Source organism: Candidatus Rhodobacter oscarellae, from assembly GCF_001078595.1.
GTDB classification, from domain to species: Bacteria; Pseudomonadota; Alphaproteobacteria; order Rhodobacterales; family Rhodobacteraceae; genus Rhodobacter_B; species Rhodobacter_B oscarellae.
The window spans coordinates 1,633,752-1,654,558 of record NZ_LFTY01000002.1 but is presented as its reverse complement, the minus strand read 5'-3'; the positions used below and the strand labels follow the sequence as shown (position 1 = coordinate 1,654,558).

Sequence of the window (20,807 nt, the reverse complement as noted above, 5' to 3'; positions counted from 1 at the left end):
GGCGCATGGACAGGTTCGCGGGGAAATGCGTTGTCATCACCGGCGGCAATAAGGGCATCGGCTATGCGATGGCCGAGCGGTTCGCCTCGGAAGGGGCCAAAGTCGTCATCGCCTCAATCGAAGAGCAGGTGCATGACGCCGCCGAGAAGCTGGGCGGCGGGGCAAAAGGCTTTGTCTGCAACGTGACCGACAGGGCGCAAGTCGCAGAGCTCTACGCAATGGCGGCCGCAGAATTCGGCGGCGTCGATGTCTCGATTCAGAATGCAGGTATCATCACCATAGCCAAGGTCGAAGACCTGACCGAGCAGGAATGGGATGACACGATGGAGGTGAACACCAAGGGTGTATTCCTTTGCTGCCAGGAAGCCATTCGCCACATGCGCGCCTCCGGCAGGGGCGGGCGCTTGATCAACACCGCCTCCGGCCAGGCCCGCGACGGGTTCATCTATACACCCCACTACGCCGCCTCGAAATTCGGGGTCATGGGGCTGACCCAAAGCCTCGCCAAGGAGGTCGCGCTGGACAATATCACCGTCAACGCGATCTGCCCCGGCATCATCGAGACCGACATGTGGGCCTATAACGACAAGGTCTGGGGCGAAATGTTGGGCGACTACGGCCCGGGTGAGTTGATGGACAGCTGGGTGCGCAACAACGTGCCGATGAAACGCGCGGGCCAGGGCCGTGACGTGGCCGGGCTGGTGGCATTCCTTGCCAGCGAGGACGCCAGCTACATCACCGGCCAGACCATCAATGTGGACGGCGGACTGATCATGTCGTGACGCCCGGCGCGCTTGTGCGGGCCACGGCCTGAGCCGCTGGGCCCTGCGCCTGTTGGTCAATCCGCATAGCGTCCAAAGCGGCGCCACCCTTCTCGACAAACTGTGCACCAGGATAACCAAAGTGCTCTGCGGTTGGCTGGACGTGCCGCGGCGCAAGCGACACGGGCAAAGCCGTGCCGGTGGATCCCGCCGCCAACCACAGCTGCAGCATCCGCGTTGCACATTCCAAACCCGCCAAAAACATGGTACACTCCGCGCATGTACCGCTTTGCCCCCATGGCGCTTGCCGCCGCGCTTCTCGCTCTGCCCGCGCAGTCCCAGGACAGCGACCTCAAGGAGGGCGTGGACCTGCTGTCGGAGGGCACGAGGCTCTTGATGCGGGGGCTCATGGGCGAGCTGGAGCCGACGCTGCGCGAGCTCGAGGGCGCCTTGCGCGACTGGCAGGGCTACCACCCGCCAGAGGTGCTGCCTAATGGCGACATCATCATCCGCCGCAAGCATCCCAAGCCGGTGTTGCCGGATCCTGACACCGGCGAGATCGATCTTTAGGCCAAACGCCGCCCGCGTTTGACAGCCACAGGCATTCTTGCGACCCTCCGCGCGCCAAGCAACGCGGCAGGGCCATGAGCACACCGGGCATCAGTTACGAGACCTATGCGGCCCGGCCCACCGCCGATGGGCCGCAGGATCTGCGCGTCAAGATCTTCCGCCCCGAGGGGGCCGAGGGGCCATTGCCGTTGCTGATTTGGTTCCATTCGGGGGGCTTTCGCACCGGGGATATCGAAGCCCGCGGGCATGACCGCGTGGCGCGGCTGATGATGCGGCATGGCTACGCCTGCGCCTATGTGCAGTACCGCCTGAGGGCCCGCGCCGAGGACCTCTCGGACACCGCCCGCGCGCTGCTCCCGGACCTGGTCGAGGACGCCAGGGCGCGCAGCCCGGACCTCAACCCCGATTTCACCGGCGCGGCGGCGCTGGCGGCGACCGAAGACGGCGCGGCCTTCCTGGCCTGGCTTGAGGCGAACCGCGCGGCGCAGGGCTTCTCTGGGCATTATGTTCTGGGCGGCAGCTCGGCGGGCGCCATGACGGTGCTGAATCTGCTGACCCTGGCGCCACTGCTAAAAGTGGAGCTGCCAAAGATTGCCTCGGCCCTCGTGATGTCCGGGGCCTTTGCCTACCCGTCTTACTTTCGCCCGCCGCCCACGCGCGTGCTGGCGATCCACGGCACGCATGAGCCGCAGATCGGCCCGCTGTCGATCCGCGGCTACGCTTACATGGCGGGCGAGGCCTGCAGCCTGATCGAGCACGCAGAGCATCAGCACGGCGACCCGCGTGTCACCCGGGCCGAACCGTTGCGTCATGGGGTGCGCCGCTGGGTGAATTTTGACCGCGGCCAGAGCATCGCCTCAGAGCGCCAGGACCGCGAACGGGCGGTGGTCCAGCGCGCGCATAAGATCTGCGTGTTCACCTGCGTGCGTAACGAGGGGCCGTTCCTGCTGGAATGGATCGCGCATAACCGCGCTATCGGGGTCACGGATTTCGTCATCTTCTCGAACGACTGCGACGACGGCACGGCAGAGCTGCTGGACGCGTTGGACGCGCGCGGGATCGTCAAGCACGTGCAGAACCCCTCCGTGGCGCTGGGCAGCGACCAGCACCTGAACGTTGCGATCCACTGTGCGCAATACACCAAGGCGTTCAGCAGCGCCGATTACGCGATCCTCACGGATGTCGACGAGTTCATCCAAATCAACGTGGCGGACGGCACGCTGAACAGTCTGCTGGCGGTAACCGGCTACCCGGATGTGATCTCGCTAAGCGAGCTTCTGTTCGGCTTCGGCGGGGTGGAGCGGTTCGAGGACCGCCTGATCACCTCGCAGTTTCGCGTCTCCGACCCGCTGCGCCTGCCAAAGGGCGCGGCGCGGCGCGGGGTGACATCCATCATGCGGATCTGGCCCGGCGTGGAGTCCTATTCCGATCACCGACCGCAGCTTAAGCCTGGCGCGCAGGGCGACATAGACTGGGTGGACGGGGCCGGGGCGCAGGTGCCTGGCGGCTTCATCGAGAAGGGCCGGCGCGGGATGGTCGCCAACGGGCGCTACGCGCTGGCGCGGGTCAACCACTACACGCGGCGCTCCGGCGAGAGCATGCTTGTGCAGTGCCAACGTGACGAGGCGGTGCGCCCGGACCAGATGCGCGAGAAATACTTCCGCGACCGCAGCGGCGAGGGCATGCAGAACGATAGCTTCCAGCCCTTTGTGCCGCCCTTGAAGCGGGAATTGGCCGCTCTGCTGAGCGACCCCGAGATCCAGGGGCTGCACCAGGATTGCGTTGCACGCCACAGCGCCAAGATCGCCGCCCTAAAGGCCGATCCGGAACGCGCCGAGATCTGGCGGGCGATCCAAGAGGAGCTATCGGACGCAACCAAGGCGGCGCCTCAGGCGGCAGAATAGCGCTGCTGGCCCGAACGCGTGCCCCGAACGCGTGCCCCGAACGCGTGCATCGCCGCAGGGCCCGCGCCGCCGAGGCGCGCGCGGCCAGCTTACTGAGCCTGCTGGGAATGAGCGGATGCCCTTAGGCGCGCCAAATGATCATCCCAACCCTTGTCCATCGCCAGCGTCAGGTCAAACGCCGCCACGCCCTGGGGCATCCCCTCATGCCGCAGCGACAGGTTGGTGCCGCCCGCCACTTCGGTGAGTTGCCACTTCACGGTGCTCACCTGTTCGCCCATCGGCGCGATTGTGAACGTGTAGTGCAGCCGCAGGAACGGCTCGGCCAGCAGCACCTTGCCCCAAATCAGCCTGTCACCGCTTTCGACGCCGAACATCTCATAGGCACCGTCCACCAGAGGGGCTGATGGTTTGTGGAACCAGACCGCCAGCTTCTCGGGGTCGGTGAGATAGGCCCAGACCTGGGCGGGCGTCGCCTTGAGGTAGATGGACTTCTCTAAGATGGTCTCGGTCATTGCGCGTCCCTTTCGATTTCGGATTTCAGGGTGCTCAGCCTCTCGTCCCAGAAGGCGTCGAAATAGGCGAACCAATCAAAGAGCCGCTTGAGCCCGTCGGCGTTCAGCCTGTTGCGCCGGGACCGGCCCTCGGTCTGGACGGCGATCAGGTTGCCGTCCTGCAGGATGGTCAGGTGCTTTTTGACCGCCGCCCGGGTCATGTCGAAATTGTCGGCGACCTCGGCGATGGTCATGTCCCGCTTGGCCAGGAGCTGCAGGATGCTGCGCCGCGTCGGGTCCGCGAGTGCGCGGAACCCCATCTGCTCTGGCGCGTTCATGGCTGGGCGGGTCGCAAGTCAGGCGTCTCACGCGGCGGGCCGGGCGGGCGGGGCAGGGTGGGGCTATGTCTCATTCATCATCCCTTTGTGATACCAAACGGTATCGCGACTATATGAAACCAATAGGTATCATGTCAATCCGGCACTTATCTGAGCATTTGAGCGCTCCAAAACGCTTTGCCCCGCTTCCCCTCGGCGCCGCTTTCTGATCTAATCGGCCAAACAAACAAGAACAGAGCAGCGCAATGGCCGACGATCTTCTGACCAGTGCACCTGGTGCGCAAACCTATGACGCGTCCTCGATTGAGGTCCTGGAGGATATGGAGCATGTGCGCCTGCGTCCGGGGATGTATATCGGCGGCAAGGACGATCGCGCGCTGCATCACATGGTGGCCGAGATCGTCGACAACTCGATGGACGAGGCGGTGGCCGGCCACGCGACCTGGATCGAGGTCGAGCTGCACGAGAACGGGCACGTCTCGGTGCGCGACAATGGCCGCGGCATCCCGGTGGACCCGCACCCGAAGTTTCCCGAGAAATCGGCGCTCGAGATCATCCTTTGCACGCTGAACGCGGGCGGCAAGTTCTCGGGCAAGAACTATGAGACCTCCGGCGGCCTGAACGGGGTGGGCTCCTCGGTGGTGAACGCGCTGTCGGACCATATGCGGGTCGAGGTGGCGCGCAACCGGGAGCTCTTTGCGATGGAGTTCGCCCGCGGGGTGCCGCAGCACAAGCTGCAGAAGGTCGGCGCGGCGCCCAACCGGCGCGGCACGGCGGTGACGTTCAACCCGGACCCCGAGATCTTCGGCTCGCTCAAGCTCAAGCCGGCGCGGCTGTTCAAGATGGCGCGCTCCAAGGCCTACCTGTTCTCGGGGGTCGAGATCCGCTGGCGCTCGGCCATCGACGACGGCGAGACCCCGCGCGAGGCCAAGTTCCACTTCCCCGGCGGGCTTGCCGACTACCTCTCGGACGCCTTCGCGGGGGCGACGACCTACGCGGACCGGCCCTTCGCGGGGCAGGTGGACTTTACCGAGAAGTTCGGCGAGCCGGGCAAGATCGACTGGGCGATCAACTGGACGCCGGTGCGCGACGGCTTCATCCAGAGCTATTGCAACACGGTGCCAACGCCCGAGGGCGGCACGCATGAGGCGGGCTTCTGGGCGGCGATCCTGAAGGGCATCCGCGCCTATGGCGAGCGGGTGGGCACCAAGAAGGCGGCCCAGGTGACGCGCGAGGATCTGACCTCGGGCGCCGGCGCGCTGGTCTCGATCTTCATTCGCGACCCGCAATTCGTGGGCCAGACCAAGGACCGGCTGTCCAACGAGAGCGCGCAGCGCATGGTCGAGAACGCCGTGCGGGACCATTTCGACAACTGGCTGGCGGCGGACACGAAATCCGCGGGCGCGATCCTGGACTTTCTGGTGCTGCGCGCCGAGGAGCGGCTGCGCCGAAGGGCCGAGAAGGAAACACAACGCAAGTCCGCCACGAAAAAGCTACGCCTTCCCGGCAAGTTGGTGGACTGCTCCTCCTCAACACGCGAGGGCACGGAATTATTCATCGTCGAGGGCGACAGCGCGGGCGGCAGCGCCAAGATGGCGCGGGACCGCAAGACGCAGGCGCTTTTGCCCCTGCGCGGCAAGATCCTGAACGTGCTGGGCGCGGCCTCGTCAAAGCTGGGCTCGAACGCCGAGATCTCCGACCTCTGCCAGGCGCTGGGCGTGGGGCTGGGCACGAAGTTCAACGTGGACGATCTGCGCTACGACAAGATCATCATCATGACGGACGCGGATGTGGACGGGGCGCATATCGCCTCGCTCTTGATGACGTTCTTCTTCACGCAGATGCGGCCGATGATTGACGCGGGGCATTTGTATCTGGCCTGCCCGCCGCTGTTTAGGCTGACCCAGGGCGCGCACCGGCACTACTGCCTGGACGAGGCCGAGCGCGACCTCTGGCTCGAGAAGGGCGTCGGCGGCAAAGGCAAGATCGACGTCTCGCGCTTCAAGGGCCTGGGCGAGATGGACGCCAAGGACCTCAAAGAGACCACGATGGACCCCAAATCGCGCAAGCTGATCCGGGTGACCATCGACGAGGACGACCCCGGCGAGACCGGCGACTTGGTGGAGCGCCTGATGGGCAAGAAACCCGAGCTGCGGTTCCAGTACATCCAGGAGAACGCGCGGTTCGTGGAAGAACTCGACGTCTGATTGGCGCGCCCTGGCCGGTTAACAGGCCGAAGGCCCCGGCCATCGCCTGCGTCGCCATTGTCTCTCGGACCAATGGCGCTCCAATGGACGACTCCGGCGGGCTGGCGATTTGGCTCAGGACAGCACAAGCCTTTGAAGTCGTACGGAGCTTGGCAGGGATAAAGCGCTGCCCCTGCTGCCATTGCATCGCCATCCCACGGGCAGGCGGTGGCAAATGCGCTGCGGTTCCAGTAAGTTAAGATGAACGCCGTTTTGGTAAAGGAGTTGGATGTTTGAAGTCTCATGCCGGCCTCGATTTACGGAGAAAAGCGATCCGAGTTGCGTTGCGGAACCCTGCGACGATTTCGAGGAGTGAACTGGGGCACAACAATTACACAAATGGGTGCGTTGTAATTGTAGGAACTAGGTCGACTGATACTTTTAAAATGAGAGTCTCGGAAGTTCACGACGGTCATGTCGTTGGGGAGTGTGAAGGATCGCCTTGCTGCTTATCAAATGGCTTTTTGGCGACCGAAGATTTTGTTGTGGGCACCTTCAAATACGGAACTGTTTTTGAGTTCTCAGATCCAAAAATGTTCATACGAAGCCGTTGGACATTTTTTGCAGAAAGGTCAGCTCTCAAGGAGAGGGTCTCACAGTTTCTTTACAACCGAACTGTTCGATTCAGACGTGACCGTTTCTTTTTACTAGAGAAATTGATTCACTTGCACGTGGGTCAAAAAAAGCACTGGCACGGTGAAAGAATAGGGTTCGTTGAAACCGACATTTTCAAAGATGTCTATGGTCTACGGGCATACATGCACCCAAATTTTGAGGAAGAAATGTCGGCCTTCTTCCTTCATCTGGAGTCACTTAAAGAGTCCGGCGCACTACGATACTCCGATAGTAAGTACCACGTTACTGGGAAAGCCATCTTGGAGATGGCTGAACATGAGTTGGAAGAGCGACGCCATCGAGACCAATTGCGTCAGTCATGGTTGATCGTTGTATTGACCTGCGTTCTTGCTGGCGCGGCCGTTTTACAAGTGTTCTACAACTTCTCTCAGCAACCGTAGGGAGGGCAATTTTTAACACCGCTCCTATCAAGCGGTAGGGCGCGTGATCTCACACACCATCCCCAACAAACGTGTTGCGCACCGCACGCTCTGTTAACCCATCCAAAATCGGGCAACCTGCCCGACGCAAGGCCGACGTTTTGCCGACAAAAGTCCGACACGCGATTTGCCATGAAAATAAGGGATTAACACCCGATTCGCGGCAAAACCCGCTCGACACGGTAGGACATCGTTAACCACAGCCGTAGGGTGGGCAATTCTGCCCACCGCAATGTCTGACTTCATCAACAGCCCGCGAGGAGTGATCACCCGGTCGTAAAAATCATGCGGCGGGCAGCTCAGGCAGGGGCCCACCGGGAACGGGTAAGGCCCTGAAAACGGGTGCAAAATACTGGGACCAATGCGATGCGCCCAGGCCAGGCGCTTGCCGCCGGTGGACACGGGGAGCCTCCTCATGCAAACAGGCGCCGAACGGCGCAGCGGGGCAGGACATGACCACCAAGACCATCGAGATCGGCAACGTCACCATCGGAGGCCGCGCGCCCTTCGCGCTGATCACCGGACCCTGCCAGCTAGAGTCCCTCGACCACGCCCGCATGATGGCCGAGAAGATCGCCGAGGCCTGCTCGGCCACCGGCACCGGCTTCATCTTCAAGGCCAGCTATGACAAGGCGAACCGCTCCTCGCTGGGCTCCGAACGCGGGCTGGGCATGGCTAAGGGCCTGGAGGTGCTTGGGAAAATCCGCGAGGAGTTCGGCTGCCCGGTGCTGACGGATGTGCACGAGCCGGGGCATTGCGCGCCCGCAGCGGAGGTCTGCGACGTGCTGCAGATCCCGGCCTTCCTGTGCCGCCAGACGGATCTCTTGCTGGCCGCGGGCGAGACCGGGCGCGCGATTAACATCAAGAAGGGCCAGTTCCTGGCGCCGTGGGACATGGCGCATGTGGCCGCGAAACTGGCCTCGACCGGGAACGAGAAGATCATGCTCTGCGAGCGCGGGACCTCCTTTGGCTACAACACATTGGTGAATGATTTCAGAGGCCTGCCGATCATGGCGCAGACGGGCTACCCGGTGGTGTTTGACGCCACGCATTCGGTGCAGCAGCCCGGCGGGCAGGGCACGCATTCCGGCGGGCAGCGCGAGTTCGCGCCGGTGCTGGCCCGGGCGGCCTGCGCGGTGGGGGTCTCGGCGCTGTTCATTGAGACGCATCAGGACCCCGACAACGCGCCAAGCGATGGGCCGAACATGATCCCGGTGGACGAGATGGCCGGTCTGATCGCCGGGCTTCGGCAGATTGACGATTTGCTGAAGGGCTGAACCGCGCCACGTCTTCGCAATGTCCTTCGCCCGCAATGGAGCGGCGGTTTCATAAAATGAAACCGGTTCGGAAACCTTTAAGGTTTCCGCAGCGCGCGATCTCTAGCGGGCACTGCGCGTTTGCGCGTAGCCATCGCGCGTCTGCGGTGTCTTGATCCCCAGCAGCGCCCCCGCCACCTGCGTCTTCAGGATCTGCGCCGTCCCGCCGCCGATGGTGAACATCCGCACGTCGCGATACATTCGCTCCAGCGGCTCCTGGTCGCCATAGCCGCGCGCACCGAACATCTGCAGCGCGTCCGAGACGACCTTGATCGCCTGCTCCGAGGCGAAGGCCTTGGCCCGCGCCGCCATCAGCATGTCAGGAAACCCCAAGGGCCCAAGGGTCTTCGCCGCCTCTTGCAGCATCAGCCGCGAGGCATGCACCGCCGCGTCCATATCCGCCAGCATCCATTGCAGCCCCTGGAACTCCTGCAGGGGGCGCCCGAACTGGTGGCGCTCGGCCAGGTAGCGCTTGGCGTGCTCAAGCGCCCCCGCCGCCACGCCCATGGCGATGGTGCCCGCCCCGACGCGCTGGCTGTTATAGGCGCTCATGAGATCGGCAAAGCCGCGCTTGAACCCGGCGGGCGGGCGCAGCACAAAGCGATCCTCGACCATCAGATCGGCAAAGCGCAGCTCGGCCTCGGGCATGCCGCAGAGCCCCATCGTGCGCTCGCGCCGCACCACCTCGAAGCCCTTTGGATCATGGCCAGTCGCCGGGTCGTGATGCACCAGGAAACCGGTGATGCCCTCCTCGGCGCCGTCCTCATCCAGGACCCGTGCGAAGATCAGGTAGAGCTTGGACACCCCGCCGCCGGTGATCCAATGCTTGCAGCCATCCAGCACATAGCCCGCCGCCACGCGGCGCGCGGTGGTCTGCATCTCGGTCGCGGCGGAGCCCGCCTGGGGCTCGGTGATGCAGATCGCGGGCTTGTCGCCGGCCAGGACCAGCGGCGCGCAATAGGCGCGCTGTTCGTCCGTGCCATAGGCCATCACGGCGCTGATGCCGCCCATATTCGCCTCGACCACCACCCGCGCGGTCAGGGTGCAGGCGCGGGCGATCTCCTCGACGACTTGCACGACCTCGAAATAGCTGGCCCCAGCGCCGCCGAAGCGGGGGGGGATGGTCATGCCCATCAGCCCGGCGTCAGCGAGGTCGCGGATATTGTCCCAGCAATATTCGCGGTTCTGGTCCCAGCGCGCCGCCCGCTCGGCAAAGACCGGGGCCAAGGCACGCGCCTGATTAAGGTGATGATAACGGGTTTGGTCCAACATCTGGGCTGTGCCTCTTTGGGGGGGCGAATATCTGGACTCACAGTTTCGTGATCGGTGTCTTCAGGTCAATCTAATTTATTTTTCTGTTATCTTCAGCTAAGCTGAACTTATGCAGATCAACGCCCTAGAGACCCTGGTCGTGGTGCGCCGCGAGGCGTCGTTCTCCCGTGCCGCGCAGGTCCGGAACATGACGCTCTCGGCTGTGAGCATGCAGATGAAGGCGCTGGAGGAGGCGCTGGGCGTGCCGCTCTTCGATCGCGGCTTCCGGCCGCCAAAACTGACGCCCCTGGGGCAACAGGTGGCGAAGGATGCGGTTGCGGTCGTCGAGGCCCACGCGGTGCTGCGCGCGCGCTGCGCGCCGTCGGATGTGCTGCGGGGCCTGCTTCGGATCGGCTTTGTGCCCTCGATCGCCGCGCGGGTCTTGCCTGAGTTCCTAAGGATCGCGGCGCGCAAGGCGCCCGCCGCGCAGTTTGAGTTGACGACCGGCCTGTCAGAGACCCTGTCCGACGGCGTCCGCCAGGGCCGGTTGGACGCCGCCGTGGTGACCGAGATCGCGGAGGCCGGGGCGGGGTTGCAAAGCGACCGGCTGGTGCAGGAAGAAATGGTCGTCATCGCGCCGCAGCGCGCCGTGGCCCAGACCCTTGTGGACCTTTCGCGCGCCCTGCCGTTCCTGCACTTCATACCCTCCTCCGGGATCGGCAAGCTGATCGCCCGCTATGGCCGCGAGATGGGCCTGAGCCCCTCCCAGGTGATCAATCTCGACAGCATCGAGGCCATCGTCCGTTGCGTGCAGAATGGGCTGGGATATTCGCTGCTGCCAAAGCCCGATGCGCTGCGCTATGGCGACGACGGGGTGCAGGTCTTTCCCTGCGCCCCGGAGCGGCTCTACCGGGACGTGGCCCTGGTGTCGCGCGCCGACCAGATCACGGCGACATGGCAGCCGCGGCTCTTGGCGCTTCTTGGCGAGAGCATGTGAGAGAAGGGCCCGGTTCATACGGGTATCTCGGCTTTGTTAAGACTGGCCGGGAGTGGGCAGTGGTGCGACACAATTTTCTTGCAAGAAAATTGCGAAACTCTTGCAAGAGTTTCTTCAGCACGACCCGAGATAATCCCTCTATCACAACCCCTTGCCGCTTGCGGGCCCAACTTTCCTTGGAAGGAAAGTGCAAATCTCTTGCAAGAGATTTGGCCCGCTCAACGCCCGCTCCAGGCCAGAAACACCCTAGAAGAGGCCATCATAGCTGTGCCGGTCGATCACCGCCGCGATCACGGTGAATGTCTCCGCCGATTGCGCCTCTGCCAGCGCATCCCGCAACGCCGCGCGGTCCTGCACCGTCACACCGTGGCCGCCAAAGGCGCGCCCGATGGCGGCAAAGTCATGCTGGCCGAAATCCACGCCCGCGTTCGTCATCTGCCGCCCGCGCTGCTTGATCTCGATCAGCGCCAGGCTGGCATCCACGAAGACGACGAAGATCGGGTTGCCGCCCAGCTCCTTGGCGGTGGAGAGCTCGCCCATCACCATCAGCGCGCCGGCGTCGCCGGAGAAGCTGATCACCTGGCGGTCCGGGCTGGCGAGCTTCTCGCCGATGGCCATCGGCAGGGCGCAGCCCATGGTGCAGAGCGCGGTGGATTGGATCAACCCGCGCGGCTCGTAGCATTGCCAGAGCTGGCTGAGCAGGATGCGATGCGCGCCGCTGTCCACGGTGGCCAGGGCGTTGCGGGGCAGGGCTTTGCGGCACTCGTCCATCACCGCGGCGGGGCCCCACGCGGCGTCCAACGGGAAGGCCGCGGCCAGGTCGGACTTCAGTTTCGCCACCTCGCCGCCGCGCCAGGTATCGCGGCCCGCAGGGCCGCCGCCCCGCAGCAGGTCCAGCGTCTCGCCGGTGCCCGCGACAAAGCTCAGGCCCGCCTGGTGCATGTAATGGGTGTTGGGCTCTGCGGTGATGTCGATCACGTTCACGCGGCTGGGGTCCCAGATCTCGCGCCAGCCGGTGCGCATCTCGATCGGGTCGTAGCCCGCGCAGAGGATCAGGTCCGCCGATTGCAGGAAGGGGATCAAGTGGCGGTCGTTCAGGGGCGAGAGCCCCGCCCCGCCGAGCGCCAAGCCATGATCCTCGGGGATGATCCCCTTGGCCTTGTAGGTGGTGATCACCGGCATGTTGTAGTGCTCGGCGAAGGCCTGCACCTGCGCCGAGGCGCCCTCGGCCACCGCGTCCAGCCCGACCACCATGACCGGGCGCTGCGCCGCCGCGAGCCAGTCGCGCGCCGTCGCCAGATCCGCCCCCTCGCAGGGCACGGTGCGCGTCATCGCGGCCCGGCGCCGGGGACGCAGGGTGACCTCTTCGTCGGCGACAGAGATCGGCACGTCGATATGCACCGGCCCGGCGCGGCCCTCTAAGGCGATGTTCACCGCCTTGTCGGCGATGATATCGGCGCTCTTGGCGGTCAGGCGGAACGTCTCTTTGGTGATCGAGCGGAAGACCTGCTGATGGTCGAAAACCTGATGGGTGTAGGTCTGCGCCTCGTCGGCGTCCACGCAGCCCGACAGCACCAGCATGGGCACCCGGTCCTGCATCGCGTTGGCCACCACGTTCACGCCGTTGACCACGCCGGGGCCCACTGTGGCCACCAGGATGGCGGGGGCGCCGTCGCGGTGATGCACGCCCTCGGCCATAAAGCCCGCGTTGTTCTCGTGCTTGCACAGGATGAACCGGATCCCGGCCTTCTCCAGCGCGTCCACGAGGGTCAGCACCTCGCCGCCCGGCATGCCGAACGCATAGCGGCACCCCGCCTCGTAAAGCCGCCGCGCCAAATGGTCAGCGGCGCGGGCGGTTTTCAGGCCATCATTCATTTTCTCAACCTTCTCGCTTGGCGCGTCGCGTTTGGCGATATACCACTTGTGGAGGACTTCAAAGGGGGCGGCGGTTTGTCAGACGCGATGGGGACTCTGATCGTGAATGTGGCGCGCGGCGATGCGACCGAGCGGCGCAGTGAGCGCTTCGAGGTGCCCGCCTATGAGAGCCAGACCGTGCTCGACGTGGTCTCCTGGATCCAGCAGAACGCCGACCCCACGCTGAGCTACCGTTTCGCCTGCCGGGTCGGCATGTGCGGCAGCTGCGCGATGATGGTCAACGGCGTGCCGCGTTGGACCTGCCGGACCCATGTGCAGAAGGTGGCCAAGGGCGGGGCGCTTCAGATCGCGCCGCTGCGGAACCTGCCTGTGATCAAGGACTTGGTCGTCGACATGGACCCGTTTTTTGACAAATGGGTCGCCGCGAAGGCGGTGCATCACCCGTCACGCGGCCGGGCAGAGCCCATGGCCGAGATCGCCCCCGATGAGCCCGGCCGCGTGACGGCCAGCGCCGGGATCGAGTGCATCAATTGCGCGATCTGCTACGCGGCCTGCGACACCGTGTCGGGCAGCCCTGACTACCTCGGCCCGGCGGCGCTGCAACGCGCCTGGACGCTGGTCAACGACGCCAAGGACGGCGCGCGGGACGCCATCCTGGACGCGGTGAGCGGGCAGGGCGGCTGCCATAACTGCCACTCGATGGGCTCCTGCACGACGCATTGCCCCAACGATCTGGACCCGCTCTCGGCCATCGCCGGGCTGAAGCGCGAGACCATGCGCAAGGCGCTGCGCCGTGCTTAACGCAAGGCTCTTTCTGCTGCAGCGCCTCAGCGCGCTGGTGATGGCGCCCCTGGTGCTGGGGCATCTGGCGCTGATGATCTACGCGATCCAGGGCGGGCTGAGCGTGGGCGAGATTCTGGGCCGCACCCAGGGCTCGTGGTTCTGGGGGCTCTACTACGGGCTGTTCGTGCTGGCGGTGTCGGTCCATGCGGGGATCGGATTGCGGGTGATCGCGCATGAATGGCTGGGGCTGCGGCGCGGCTTGGACGCGGTGACCTGGGGCGTGGCCGTCGGGCTGGGTCTTTTGGGCCTCTCCGCCGTTTTGGCGGTCACATGAGGCGGCCGCTTTGGTTCGCCTTCCTGCTGCACCGGGTGTCGGGGCTGCTGCTGGCGCTGTTCCTGCCGGTGCATTTCTGGGTGCTGTCCTTGGCGGTGCGCGATGCGGACGCGTTGGAGAGCTTTCTGTCCTTGACCGAGCGCCCGCTGGTGAAACTGGCCGAGATGGGGTTGGTGTTCCTTCTGGCGGTGCACATCTTTGGCGGGCTGCGCCTGATGGCGCTGGAGCTTCTGGGCTGGAGCTCGGGGCAAAAGACGGCGGCGGCGGGGGCGGTGGCCTTGTCCCTTGGCGCGGCCACGCTGTTCCTGTTGAGGGCGATATGAGGCTGGAGCGGCATGACACCGACATCCTGATCCTGGGCACCGGGGGGGCGGGGCTGTTTGCAGCCCTGCACGCCCAGCAGACCGCGCCGGACGCCAAGATCACCATCGCCGTGAAGGGGCTGATCGGCAAATGCGGTTGCACGCGCATGGTGCAGGGCGGCTATAACGTGGCACTCGGCGGCGGCGACACCGTCGAGCGGCACTTCATGGATACGATCAAGGGCGGCAAGTGGCTGCCCAACCAGGACATGGCCTGGCGGCTCTGCGAGCAGGCGGTGGTGCGCATCCGCGAGCTGGAGAACGAGGTCGGCTGTTTCTTTGACCGCAACGCGGATGGCTCTTTGCATCAAAAGGCCTTTGCCGGGCAGACCGCCGACCGCACGGTGCATAAGGGCGACCTGACGGGGATCGAGATCATCTCGCGCCTGATGGAGCAGGTCCTGGCGCGGCCCCTCGAGAAGCTGCAGGAGCACCGCGCGATTGGGCTGGTGCCGACGGCGGATGGGTCTGCGCTGGCGGGGGTCTTGATGATCGACATGCGCCGCGGCGTGTTCCGCTTGGTGCGGGCCAAGGCGGTGCTGATGGCCACCGGCGGCGGCCCCACCATGTACAAGTACCACACGCCCTCCGGCGATAAGACGATGGATGGCTTGGCGATGGCGCTGCGCGCAGGCCTGCCCCTGCGGGATATGGAGATGGTGCAATTCCATCCCACCGGGCTTCTGGCGGGCGACCATACCCGCATGACCGGAACCGTTCTGGAAGAAGGGCTTAGGGGCGCGGGCGGGCATCTGCTGAACGGGGCCGGGCATCGCTTCATGTTCGATTATGACAGGCGCGGCGACCGCGCCACCCGCGACGTGGTCAGCCGTGGCATCTATGCCGAGATGCAGAAATCGAACATCTCGCCCAATGGCGGCGTCTATATCTCGATGTCCCATTTGGGCCCTGAGCATGTCGCGCAGAAGTTCCCCGGCATGGTGAAACGCTGCGCCGATTGCGGGTTTGACCTGGCCGCGGGCAAGGTCGAGGTCGTGCCCACGGCGCATTACTTCATGGGCGGGGTGGAGGTGGATGTGGACACCCGCACCGCGATGGAGGGGCTCTATGTGGCGGGCGAGGACGCGGGCGGGGCACATGGCTCCAACCGGCTGGGCGGGAACGGCGTTGCGAACTCGACGGTCTATGGCGGTGTGGCGGGGGACGTGATCGGGCGAGAGGTGGCGCGGCTGTCGCTGCGCGATCCTGATGAGGCGGTCCTGGAGGCCGAGATCGCCCGCGCGATGCACCCGCTGTCGCGCAAGCCCGGCCATGTGCAGACCCTGCGCAATGCGCTGCAAGAGGCGATGTGGGAAGATGTCGGCGTGATGCGCACCCAGGCCGGCATGGCACGCGGGCTGGCCCGGATTGCAGAGATCCGCGCCGAGCTGATGCAGACCGGTGTGGATGCGGCGAACCTGGCCTTCAACCTCACCTGGCATGACTGGCTGAACATGGCCTCGCTCTGTGACGTCTCTGAGGTGATCGCCAAGGCCGGGCTGGCCCGCGAGAACTCCCGCGGGGCGCATTTCCGCGAGGACTTCCCCGAGGAGGGCGCCCTGGAGGCCAGCTACTTCACCCGCGTGCAAGGCGCACAGGTGACCCGCGCGCCGGTCCAGTTTACAATCGTCACACCGGGCGAGACGATCCTGCCCGAGGGAGAGCCGGAAACACTGGTGGCGGCGCCATGAGCGGATATCTTCGCTTTGTATACGGCGAATTGATCGAGGGCGTGGGCTTTCGTGCCGGCTTTCTCGACGCCGCCTATTGTTTGCGGAATGACGACCTGACCGAACAAACCACCTATGCCGAGCTAGACAGGTTGGTCGTCTGGTACAAAGCAAACCTCCCAATTCCAGAGGTCTTTTCAAGGACCTCTAGCAAGGGTGCCTACCATAGGAACACAAAAGGCCTCAGTTGGTTCAAGGCCAGCGCACAGGAGCACATCGCGCGCGCCTATGAAGTCATGGCCATCCTGGCCGAGCACGATATCGCTGTAGATGTTCTCAAATCCGACCGCGTCGGCTACATCGTTTATGAGGACGAGTGGCAGGTCGTGGCCGAACCATTCGCGGACACGCCGACATAGGTGCCGGGCATTTATCGAACCCGAATTGACTCGATCTGACGTCGCTGATCTGATGGCCGGGGCCGCCGCTGAGGTCTCGCAAGACCGTCCCGCCCAAGGGGGGAGCCAAAGACGCTGGCGGTGGCGCCATGTGGCCGATGTTGGATTTGCGTATTTTTGACAAGATGAAGGAACTGGGTGGTGATTAAGATCCAAGACCTGCGGAACGTCGCCGGCGATCTGATGGCTAAGGCCGCCATCGAGATCCCGCAGGACTATCTTGACGGGCTTAAGAAGGCGGCGGCGAGCGAGGAGGGCGAGTTGTCGAGCTTCGTGCTCCAGGCCATGCTGGACAATTACGAGGCCGCCAAGGAGGACCGCCGCGCCATGTGCGGCGACACCGGCGTGCCGCGCTGGTTCGTCAAGCTGGGCAACGAGGCGCGGGTGGAGGGCGGCATGGTCGCGCTGGAGGAGGCGCTGCGCCGCGCCACCGCCGAGGCGACCACCGGCGTGCCGCTGCGCCCCAACCGCGTGCACCCCCTCTGGCGCACGGATCACGACAACAATGTCGGCATCGGCGCGCCGGAGATTGAATACGGGTTCGAGCCAGAGGGCGACTGGATCGACCTGATAACCGTGCATAAGGGCGGGCTCTTTGGCACCGATTACCGCATGCTCTTCCCCAGCGACGGCATCCAAGGGATCAAGCGGTTCTACCTGGACAGCCTCGTGGCCTTCGGCAAGCGGGGGCTGGCCTGCCAGCCGGCGATCATCGGGATCGGGCTGGGCGGGTCCAAGGATATCTGCATGACGCTGGGCAAACGTGCCTCGACGCTGCGCATTGTGGGCAGCCGCAATTCCGATCCGCGCATCGCCGAGTTGGAGGATGAATTCATGGAATTGGGTAATTCCATCGGCATGGGGGCCATGGGGTTTGTCGGGAAAAACATGGTGATCGATTGCAATATCGAGGTCGGCTATTGCCATACCGGCGGTATGCCCATGTCGGTCCACGCCTTCTGCCTGTCCTCGCGCCGGGCGGTGGCGCGGATCTGGCCCGATGGGCGGGTCGAGCATCGCACCGATCCCGACTGGTTCACCCCGTACCAACGCCGCGACACCGTGGACTGGCCCCTGCAACAGGAAGCGGCGGAATGAGCGTGCGCGCTTATTGTCATCGAATGGGCAGAGAGGCTGAATTGCTGACTTCGCAAGAATGGTATGCAATTGCGCCTCTTCTGGATGACATGATCGATGCAATTAAGCAGTATCTGAAAGACACCGGTGCTACGATCGACCAGGCGAGAGCTGACAACCACAAAGCGATTGCGGCTTTGAGCAAGTATACTGAAATTACGGGTGATAAGCTGGATCATCCCGAGCAGCTATGGGTGATTCGTGCGGATCTGTATGGGCGGTTGTGCGAGGTCTGCGGTAAGCCGTTTCGCACACCGCGGGCAAAATTATGTGCCGAATGCGGATTTCATTTGCCCGAAGGTGCGCTCGCTGGACCTTTGATCAAGGAGGGGAGCATTTGAAACTGAGCGAAATCCGGCTGTTGAACGCACGCTCGGTCAAAGACACTGCGCTGCCGCGCCTGGGCGTTATCGTTTATCTGGAAGGGCAGACCCACTCGGAACGTGAACGTGTCTGCCTGCGAGCACTCAAAAAGGCGGCCAACAACCTGATGGGGCTGCCCCTGACAAAGGAGGCTAATTTTCAGATGGTTGACCGCTTTTTCGGATGGACGGGGCAAATACTGGGCCGACCCGGATCGGTTCATCCCCGATTAGCGCCATGAAACGTTGGACTGGCCCCTGCAACGGGAGGCGGCGGAATAGATGACGCGGGCATTGCCACATCAAACCGATCAACGTTTTCTGGTTGCCGCAACCGGTACCGATCTGATTTTTAATCGAGGGGTCGAGGTGCCTGGATTTGCCACTTTTCCTCTGGTCGAGGATCCCAAGGTGCAACCGATTCTGATTGAGCAGATGCGCGACCTGATCGAGGTCGCCGAGGCGGCGGGCATGGGGGCGATCATCGACACGCTGACCTGGATGGCCAATCGCGACCGCGCCGCGCCGCTGGGCTATGATGCAGATCGTCTGGTGGCGCTTAATCGCCAGGCGGTGGGTTTGATGTTGCAGCTGCGGCAGGAAAAGGCAGCCAGCAGCGTGCTGGTGGCCCTTTGCGTCGGCCCGTCACGGGACGCCTATGCCAAGCTGGAGCCGATGAGTGTCAAAGATGCACGCAGCTATCACCGGGCGCAGATCGGGGCGGTTGCTGATATGGGGATCGATCTGGTCAACGCCTACACATTCAATCAGGTCGAAGAAGCCGCTGGTGCGGTTCTGGCGGCGCGGGATTTCGACCTCCCCGTTGCGCTGTCGCTGGTGGTGGAAACCGATGGGCGGTTGAACAATGGCGAAGAGCTGAACGCGGCAATCGACCGGATCGACGCGCTTACGGACGGGGCGGCGGCCTATTTCATGATCAATTGCGCCCATCCCAGCCATTTTGCCGATGTGCTGACGGGCCATCCGCGTCTGCGCGGCATCGTGGTAAACGCCTCGCGTCGCAGCCATGCTGAGCTGGACAATGCCGACGCGCTGGATGCGGGCAACCCCGAGGAACTGGCCGGTGAAGTGGCCGATCTTGTGCGGACTTACCCCGAATTGCGTGTGATCGGTGGCTGTTGTGGCACCGATATGCGTCATCTGAAACTCATGGCCGAACGGGTGATGTCATGAAACTCCGCGAAATCCGGTTGTCGACCACACCTTCGGCCGAAGACATTGCGCAGCTGCGTCTGGGCGACATCGTTTATCTGGACGGGCTGATGTATACGGCGCGCGAAGGTGTCTATATGCGCGCCCTCGAAGGTAAGGCCAATATCCCGATGGAGCTGCCCAGTGAAAGCGCGGCCAATTTCCATTGCTCACCCGCTGCCACGATCCGCAGCGATGGGTCCTTCGATATGGGGGCGGTGACCGCCACGGCCTCGTTCCGGTTTGCCAAATGGCTGCCTGAATGGATGGCCAAGACCGGGGCCCGGCTGATCGTTGGCAAAGGGGGCATGACATCCAGGGATTACAAAGAGTACTTCGTGCCCAACGGCGCAGTTTACCTGTCGACTGTGGGATATGGCACTGGCGCGCTTCTGGGGCGCGGGGTGGAGAATGTCGAGGCAGTCCATTGGAACGAGGAGCTGGGCCTGGCGCAGGCCATGTGGGTCCTGAAATGCAACAAGATGGGGCCGTTCATCGTGGCCAGCGACCTCAATGGCGATTGCCTCTTTGAGCGCGAGAACGCCAAGATCGCCGAGGGCCTGCATCGCGTCTACGAGGGCACCCGCCCGGCCACGCTGAAGCGCTACGGAGAGACCGACGACCGCAGCGACGAGGTGATCTAGGCGATGAGTGACGCGGCGATTGCGCGGGCGGCGGCGCTGCCCTGCTTCACCAACCCGACGGAGATCGAGCCGCTGGGCGGCGGCATCACCAATGTGAACCTGGTGGTGCGGGACGGCGACCGGCGGTATGTGGTGCGGCTGGGCGACGACATCCCCGAGCATGGCGTGCTACGCTGGAACGAGCTGGCACTGAGCCGCGCGGCCCATGCGGCGGGCATCGCGCCCGAGGTGGTGCATCACGAGCCCGGCGTCCTGGTGCTGGCCTACCTAGAGGCGCGCACCTTCGCCGAGGAGGACGTGCGCGCGCCGCAGAACCTGCCGCGGATCGTCGAGCTGGTGGCGCGGGCGCATCGCACCCTGGGCGCTCACCTGAGCGGGCCGGTACTTGCCTTCTGGCCCTTCCAGGTGAACCAGATCTATGCCACGCGGCTCAAGGCGCAAGGATCGCCGCATGCAGGGCGGTTGCCCGCCCTGATGCAAGCGCAGGACGCGCTGATCGCCGCCACCGGCCCGGTGGAGCTGGTGATCGGGCATAACGACCTTCTTGCGGCGAATATCCTGGAGGATGGCGCGCGGCTCTGGCTGATCGACTGGGAATATGGCGGGTTCAACACGCCGCTCTTTGATCTGGCTGGATTGGCGGGCAATAACGGCCTGGACGAGGGCCAAGAGCGCGCCATGCTGGAGCAGTATTTTGAGGCGCCCGTAGAGCCCCGCTGGCGCGCCTACCAGGCGATGAAATGCGCCAGCCTGATGCGCGAGACGCTATGGTCGATGGTGTCAGAGCTGCATTCAGAGCTGGATTTCGACTACGGCGCCTACACGGAAGAGAATATGGCGCGGCTGACGGGCTCGCTGGCGGATTTTCGCAATGTATGAGCGATACGGGACGGGGCGCACTTGGTGCGGGTCAAATCTCTTGCAAGAGATTTGCAACTTCCTTCCAAGGAAGTTGGTTGCGCCAGTTGCAGATGTGGCGCTTTGGAGTGCAACGCTTCTGTCGCGCGCAACCAAAACTCTGATTCCAGAGTTTTGCCGATT

22 protein-coding genes are annotated in these 20,807 nt (G+C 64.1%); 18 read left to right on the top strand and 4 right to left on the bottom strand.

The features are described from left to right. Nucleotides 1-5 precede the first annotated feature (5 nt). From AIOL_RS12820 to AIOL_RS12805, 3 genes are all read left to right on the top strand, one after another. Nucleotides 6-782 carry an SDR family NAD(P)-dependent oxidoreductase gene (locus tag AIOL_RS12820; protein WP_049643339.1) on the top strand — a complete coding sequence of 259 codons (777 nt, stop codon included), beginning with the start codon at nt 6-8 and terminating at the stop codon, nt 780-782. 258 nt (nt 783-1,040) lie between these two features. Continuing rightward, nucleotides 1,041-1,331, top strand: coding sequence for a hypothetical protein (locus tag AIOL_RS12810; protein WP_049643337.1), 291 nt, complete (start codon nt 1,041-1,043; stop codon nt 1,329-1,331). A 74-nt stretch (nt 1,332-1,405) separates the two neighbouring features. Then, nucleotides 1,406-3,235 carry a glycosyltransferase family 2 protein gene (locus tag AIOL_RS12805; RefSeq protein ID WP_049643336.1) on the top strand — a complete coding sequence of 610 codons (1,830 nt, stop codon included), beginning with the start codon at nt 1,406-1,408 and terminating at the stop codon, nt 3,233-3,235. Nucleotides 3,236-3,324: 89 nt separating this feature from the next. Here AIOL_RS12805 and AIOL_RS12800 read toward each other — a convergent pair whose 3' ends face one another. After that, on the bottom strand, nt 3,325-3,747 hold the full coding sequence (locus AIOL_RS12800) for an SRPBCC family protein (RefSeq protein ID WP_049643335.1): 423 nt from the start codon (nt 3,745-3,747) through the stop codon (nt 3,325-3,327). Beyond that, nucleotides 3,744-4,064, bottom strand: coding sequence for an ArsR/SmtB family transcription factor (locus AIOL_RS12795; protein WP_049643334.1), 321 nt, complete (start codon nt 4,062-4,064; stop codon nt 3,744-3,746). The genes AIOL_RS12800 and AIOL_RS12795 overlap by 4 nt, the downstream gene beginning before the upstream one ends. Nucleotides 4,065-4,309: 245 nt before the next feature. Between AIOL_RS12795 and parE the strand changes: the two genes are divergently transcribed. The 3 genes from parE to kdsA all read left to right on the top strand — a co-directional run bounded on the left by parE (nt 4,310) and on the right by kdsA (nt 8,642). Next, a complete protein-coding gene (gene parE, locus AIOL_RS12790; RefSeq protein WP_049643333.1) occupies nt 4,310-6,271 on the top strand; it encodes a DNA topoisomerase IV subunit B in 1,962 nt (653 codons plus the stop codon). Between the two features lie 425 nt (nt 6,272-6,696). After that, the gene (locus tag AIOL_RS25075) at nt 6,697-7,326 is read left to right on the top strand and encodes a hypothetical protein (RefSeq protein WP_152912517.1); all 630 of its coding nucleotides are present in this window, start codon (nt 6,697-6,699) and stop codon (nt 7,324-7,326) included. A gap of 491 nt (nt 7,327-7,817) precedes the next feature. Beyond that, a complete protein-coding gene (gene kdsA / locus AIOL_RS12780; protein WP_049643331.1) occupies nt 7,818-8,642 on the top strand; it encodes a 3-deoxy-8-phosphooctulonate synthase in 825 nt (274 codons plus the stop codon). Nucleotides 8,643-8,744: 102 nt separating this feature from the next. Here kdsA and acdA read toward each other — a convergent pair whose 3' ends face one another. Further along, nucleotides 8,745-9,953, bottom strand: coding sequence for a 3-sulfinopropanoyl-CoA desulfinase (gene acdA / locus AIOL_RS12775; protein ID WP_049643330.1), 1,209 nt, complete (start codon nt 9,951-9,953; stop codon nt 8,745-8,747). 109 nt (nt 9,954-10,062) lie between these two features. On the opposite strand from acdA, the gene AIOL_RS12770 reads away from it, so the two are divergent. Next, nucleotides 10,063-10,929, top strand: coding sequence for a LysR family transcriptional regulator (locus tag AIOL_RS12770; protein WP_049643329.1), 867 nt, complete (start codon nt 10,063-10,065; stop codon nt 10,927-10,929). Nucleotides 10,930-11,175: 246 nt separating this feature from the next. Here the strand turns inward: AIOL_RS12770 and AIOL_RS12765 are convergent, their stop codons facing one another. Then, on the bottom strand, nt 11,176-12,804 hold the full coding sequence (locus AIOL_RS12765; protein ID WP_049643328.1) for a thiamine pyrophosphate-binding protein: 1,629 nt from the start codon (nt 12,802-12,804) through the stop codon (nt 11,176-11,178). A gap of 87 nt (nt 12,805-12,891) precedes the next feature. On the opposite strand from AIOL_RS12765, the gene AIOL_RS12760 reads away from it, so the two are divergent. The 11 genes from AIOL_RS12760 (at nt 12,892) to AIOL_RS12715 (ending at nt 20,645) form a co-directional block, all read left to right on the top strand. After that, complete coding sequence (locus AIOL_RS12760; RefSeq protein WP_049645431.1) at nt 12,892-13,605, top strand: succinate dehydrogenase/fumarate reductase iron-sulfur subunit; 714 nt, start codon at nt 12,892-12,894, stop codon at nt 13,603-13,605. Next, entirely contained in the window at nt 13,598-13,921 is a 324-nt protein-coding gene (locus AIOL_RS12755) for a succinate dehydrogenase (RefSeq protein ID WP_049643327.1), read from the top strand. Before AIOL_RS12760 ends, AIOL_RS12755 begins: the two co-directional genes overlap by 8 nt. Further along, the gene (gene sdhC / locus AIOL_RS12750) at nt 13,918-14,244 is read left to right on the top strand and encodes a succinate dehydrogenase, cytochrome b556 subunit (RefSeq protein WP_049643326.1); all 327 of its coding nucleotides are present in this window, start codon (nt 13,918-13,920) and stop codon (nt 14,242-14,244) included. The genes AIOL_RS12755 and sdhC overlap by 4 nt, the downstream gene beginning before the upstream one ends. Continuing rightward, nucleotides 14,241-15,974 (top strand): L-aspartate oxidase, encoded by a 1,734-nt coding sequence (locus AIOL_RS12745; RefSeq protein WP_049643325.1) that lies wholly within the window; start codon nt 14,241-14,243, stop codon nt 15,972-15,974. Before sdhC ends, AIOL_RS12745 begins: the two co-directional genes overlap by 4 nt. Beyond that, nucleotides 15,971-16,372: a hypothetical protein gene (locus tag AIOL_RS12740; protein ID WP_049643324.1), complete on the top strand. Its 402-nt coding sequence runs from the start codon at nt 15,971-15,973 to the stop codon at nt 16,370-16,372. The genes AIOL_RS12745 and AIOL_RS12740 overlap by 4 nt, the downstream gene beginning before the upstream one ends. Nucleotides 16,373-16,594: 222 nt before the next feature. Beyond that, on the top strand, nt 16,595-17,509 hold the full coding sequence (locus tag AIOL_RS12735) for a fumarate hydratase (RefSeq protein ID WP_152912683.1): 915 nt from the start codon (nt 16,595-16,597) through the stop codon (nt 17,507-17,509). Next, nucleotides 17,506-17,889 carry a hypothetical protein gene (locus AIOL_RS12730; protein ID WP_152912516.1) on the top strand — a complete coding sequence of 128 codons (384 nt, stop codon included), beginning with the start codon at nt 17,506-17,508 and terminating at the stop codon, nt 17,887-17,889. Before AIOL_RS12735 ends, AIOL_RS12730 begins: the two co-directional genes overlap by 4 nt. Beyond that, a complete protein-coding gene (locus tag AIOL_RS25070) occupies nt 17,886-18,152 on the top strand; it encodes a hypothetical protein (protein ID WP_152912515.1) in 267 nt (88 codons plus the stop codon). The genes AIOL_RS12730 and AIOL_RS25070 overlap by 4 nt, the downstream gene beginning before the upstream one ends. A 169-nt stretch (nt 18,153-18,321) precedes the next feature. Beyond that, nucleotides 18,322-19,104 (top strand): homocysteine S-methyltransferase family protein, encoded by a 783-nt coding sequence (locus AIOL_RS12725; RefSeq protein ID WP_235439003.1) that lies wholly within the window; start codon nt 18,322-18,324, stop codon nt 19,102-19,104. Next, entirely contained in the window at nt 19,101-19,766 is a 666-nt protein-coding gene (locus AIOL_RS12720; protein WP_049643321.1) for a fumarate hydratase C-terminal domain-containing protein, read from the top strand. The genes AIOL_RS12725 and AIOL_RS12720 overlap by 4 nt, the downstream gene beginning before the upstream one ends. 3 nt (nt 19,767-19,769) lie before the next feature. Further along, the gene (locus AIOL_RS12715; protein WP_049643320.1) at nt 19,770-20,645 is read left to right on the top strand and encodes a choline kinase family protein; all 876 of its coding nucleotides are present in this window, start codon (nt 19,770-19,772) and stop codon (nt 20,643-20,645) included. Nucleotides 20,646-20,807 lie beyond the last annotated feature (162 nt).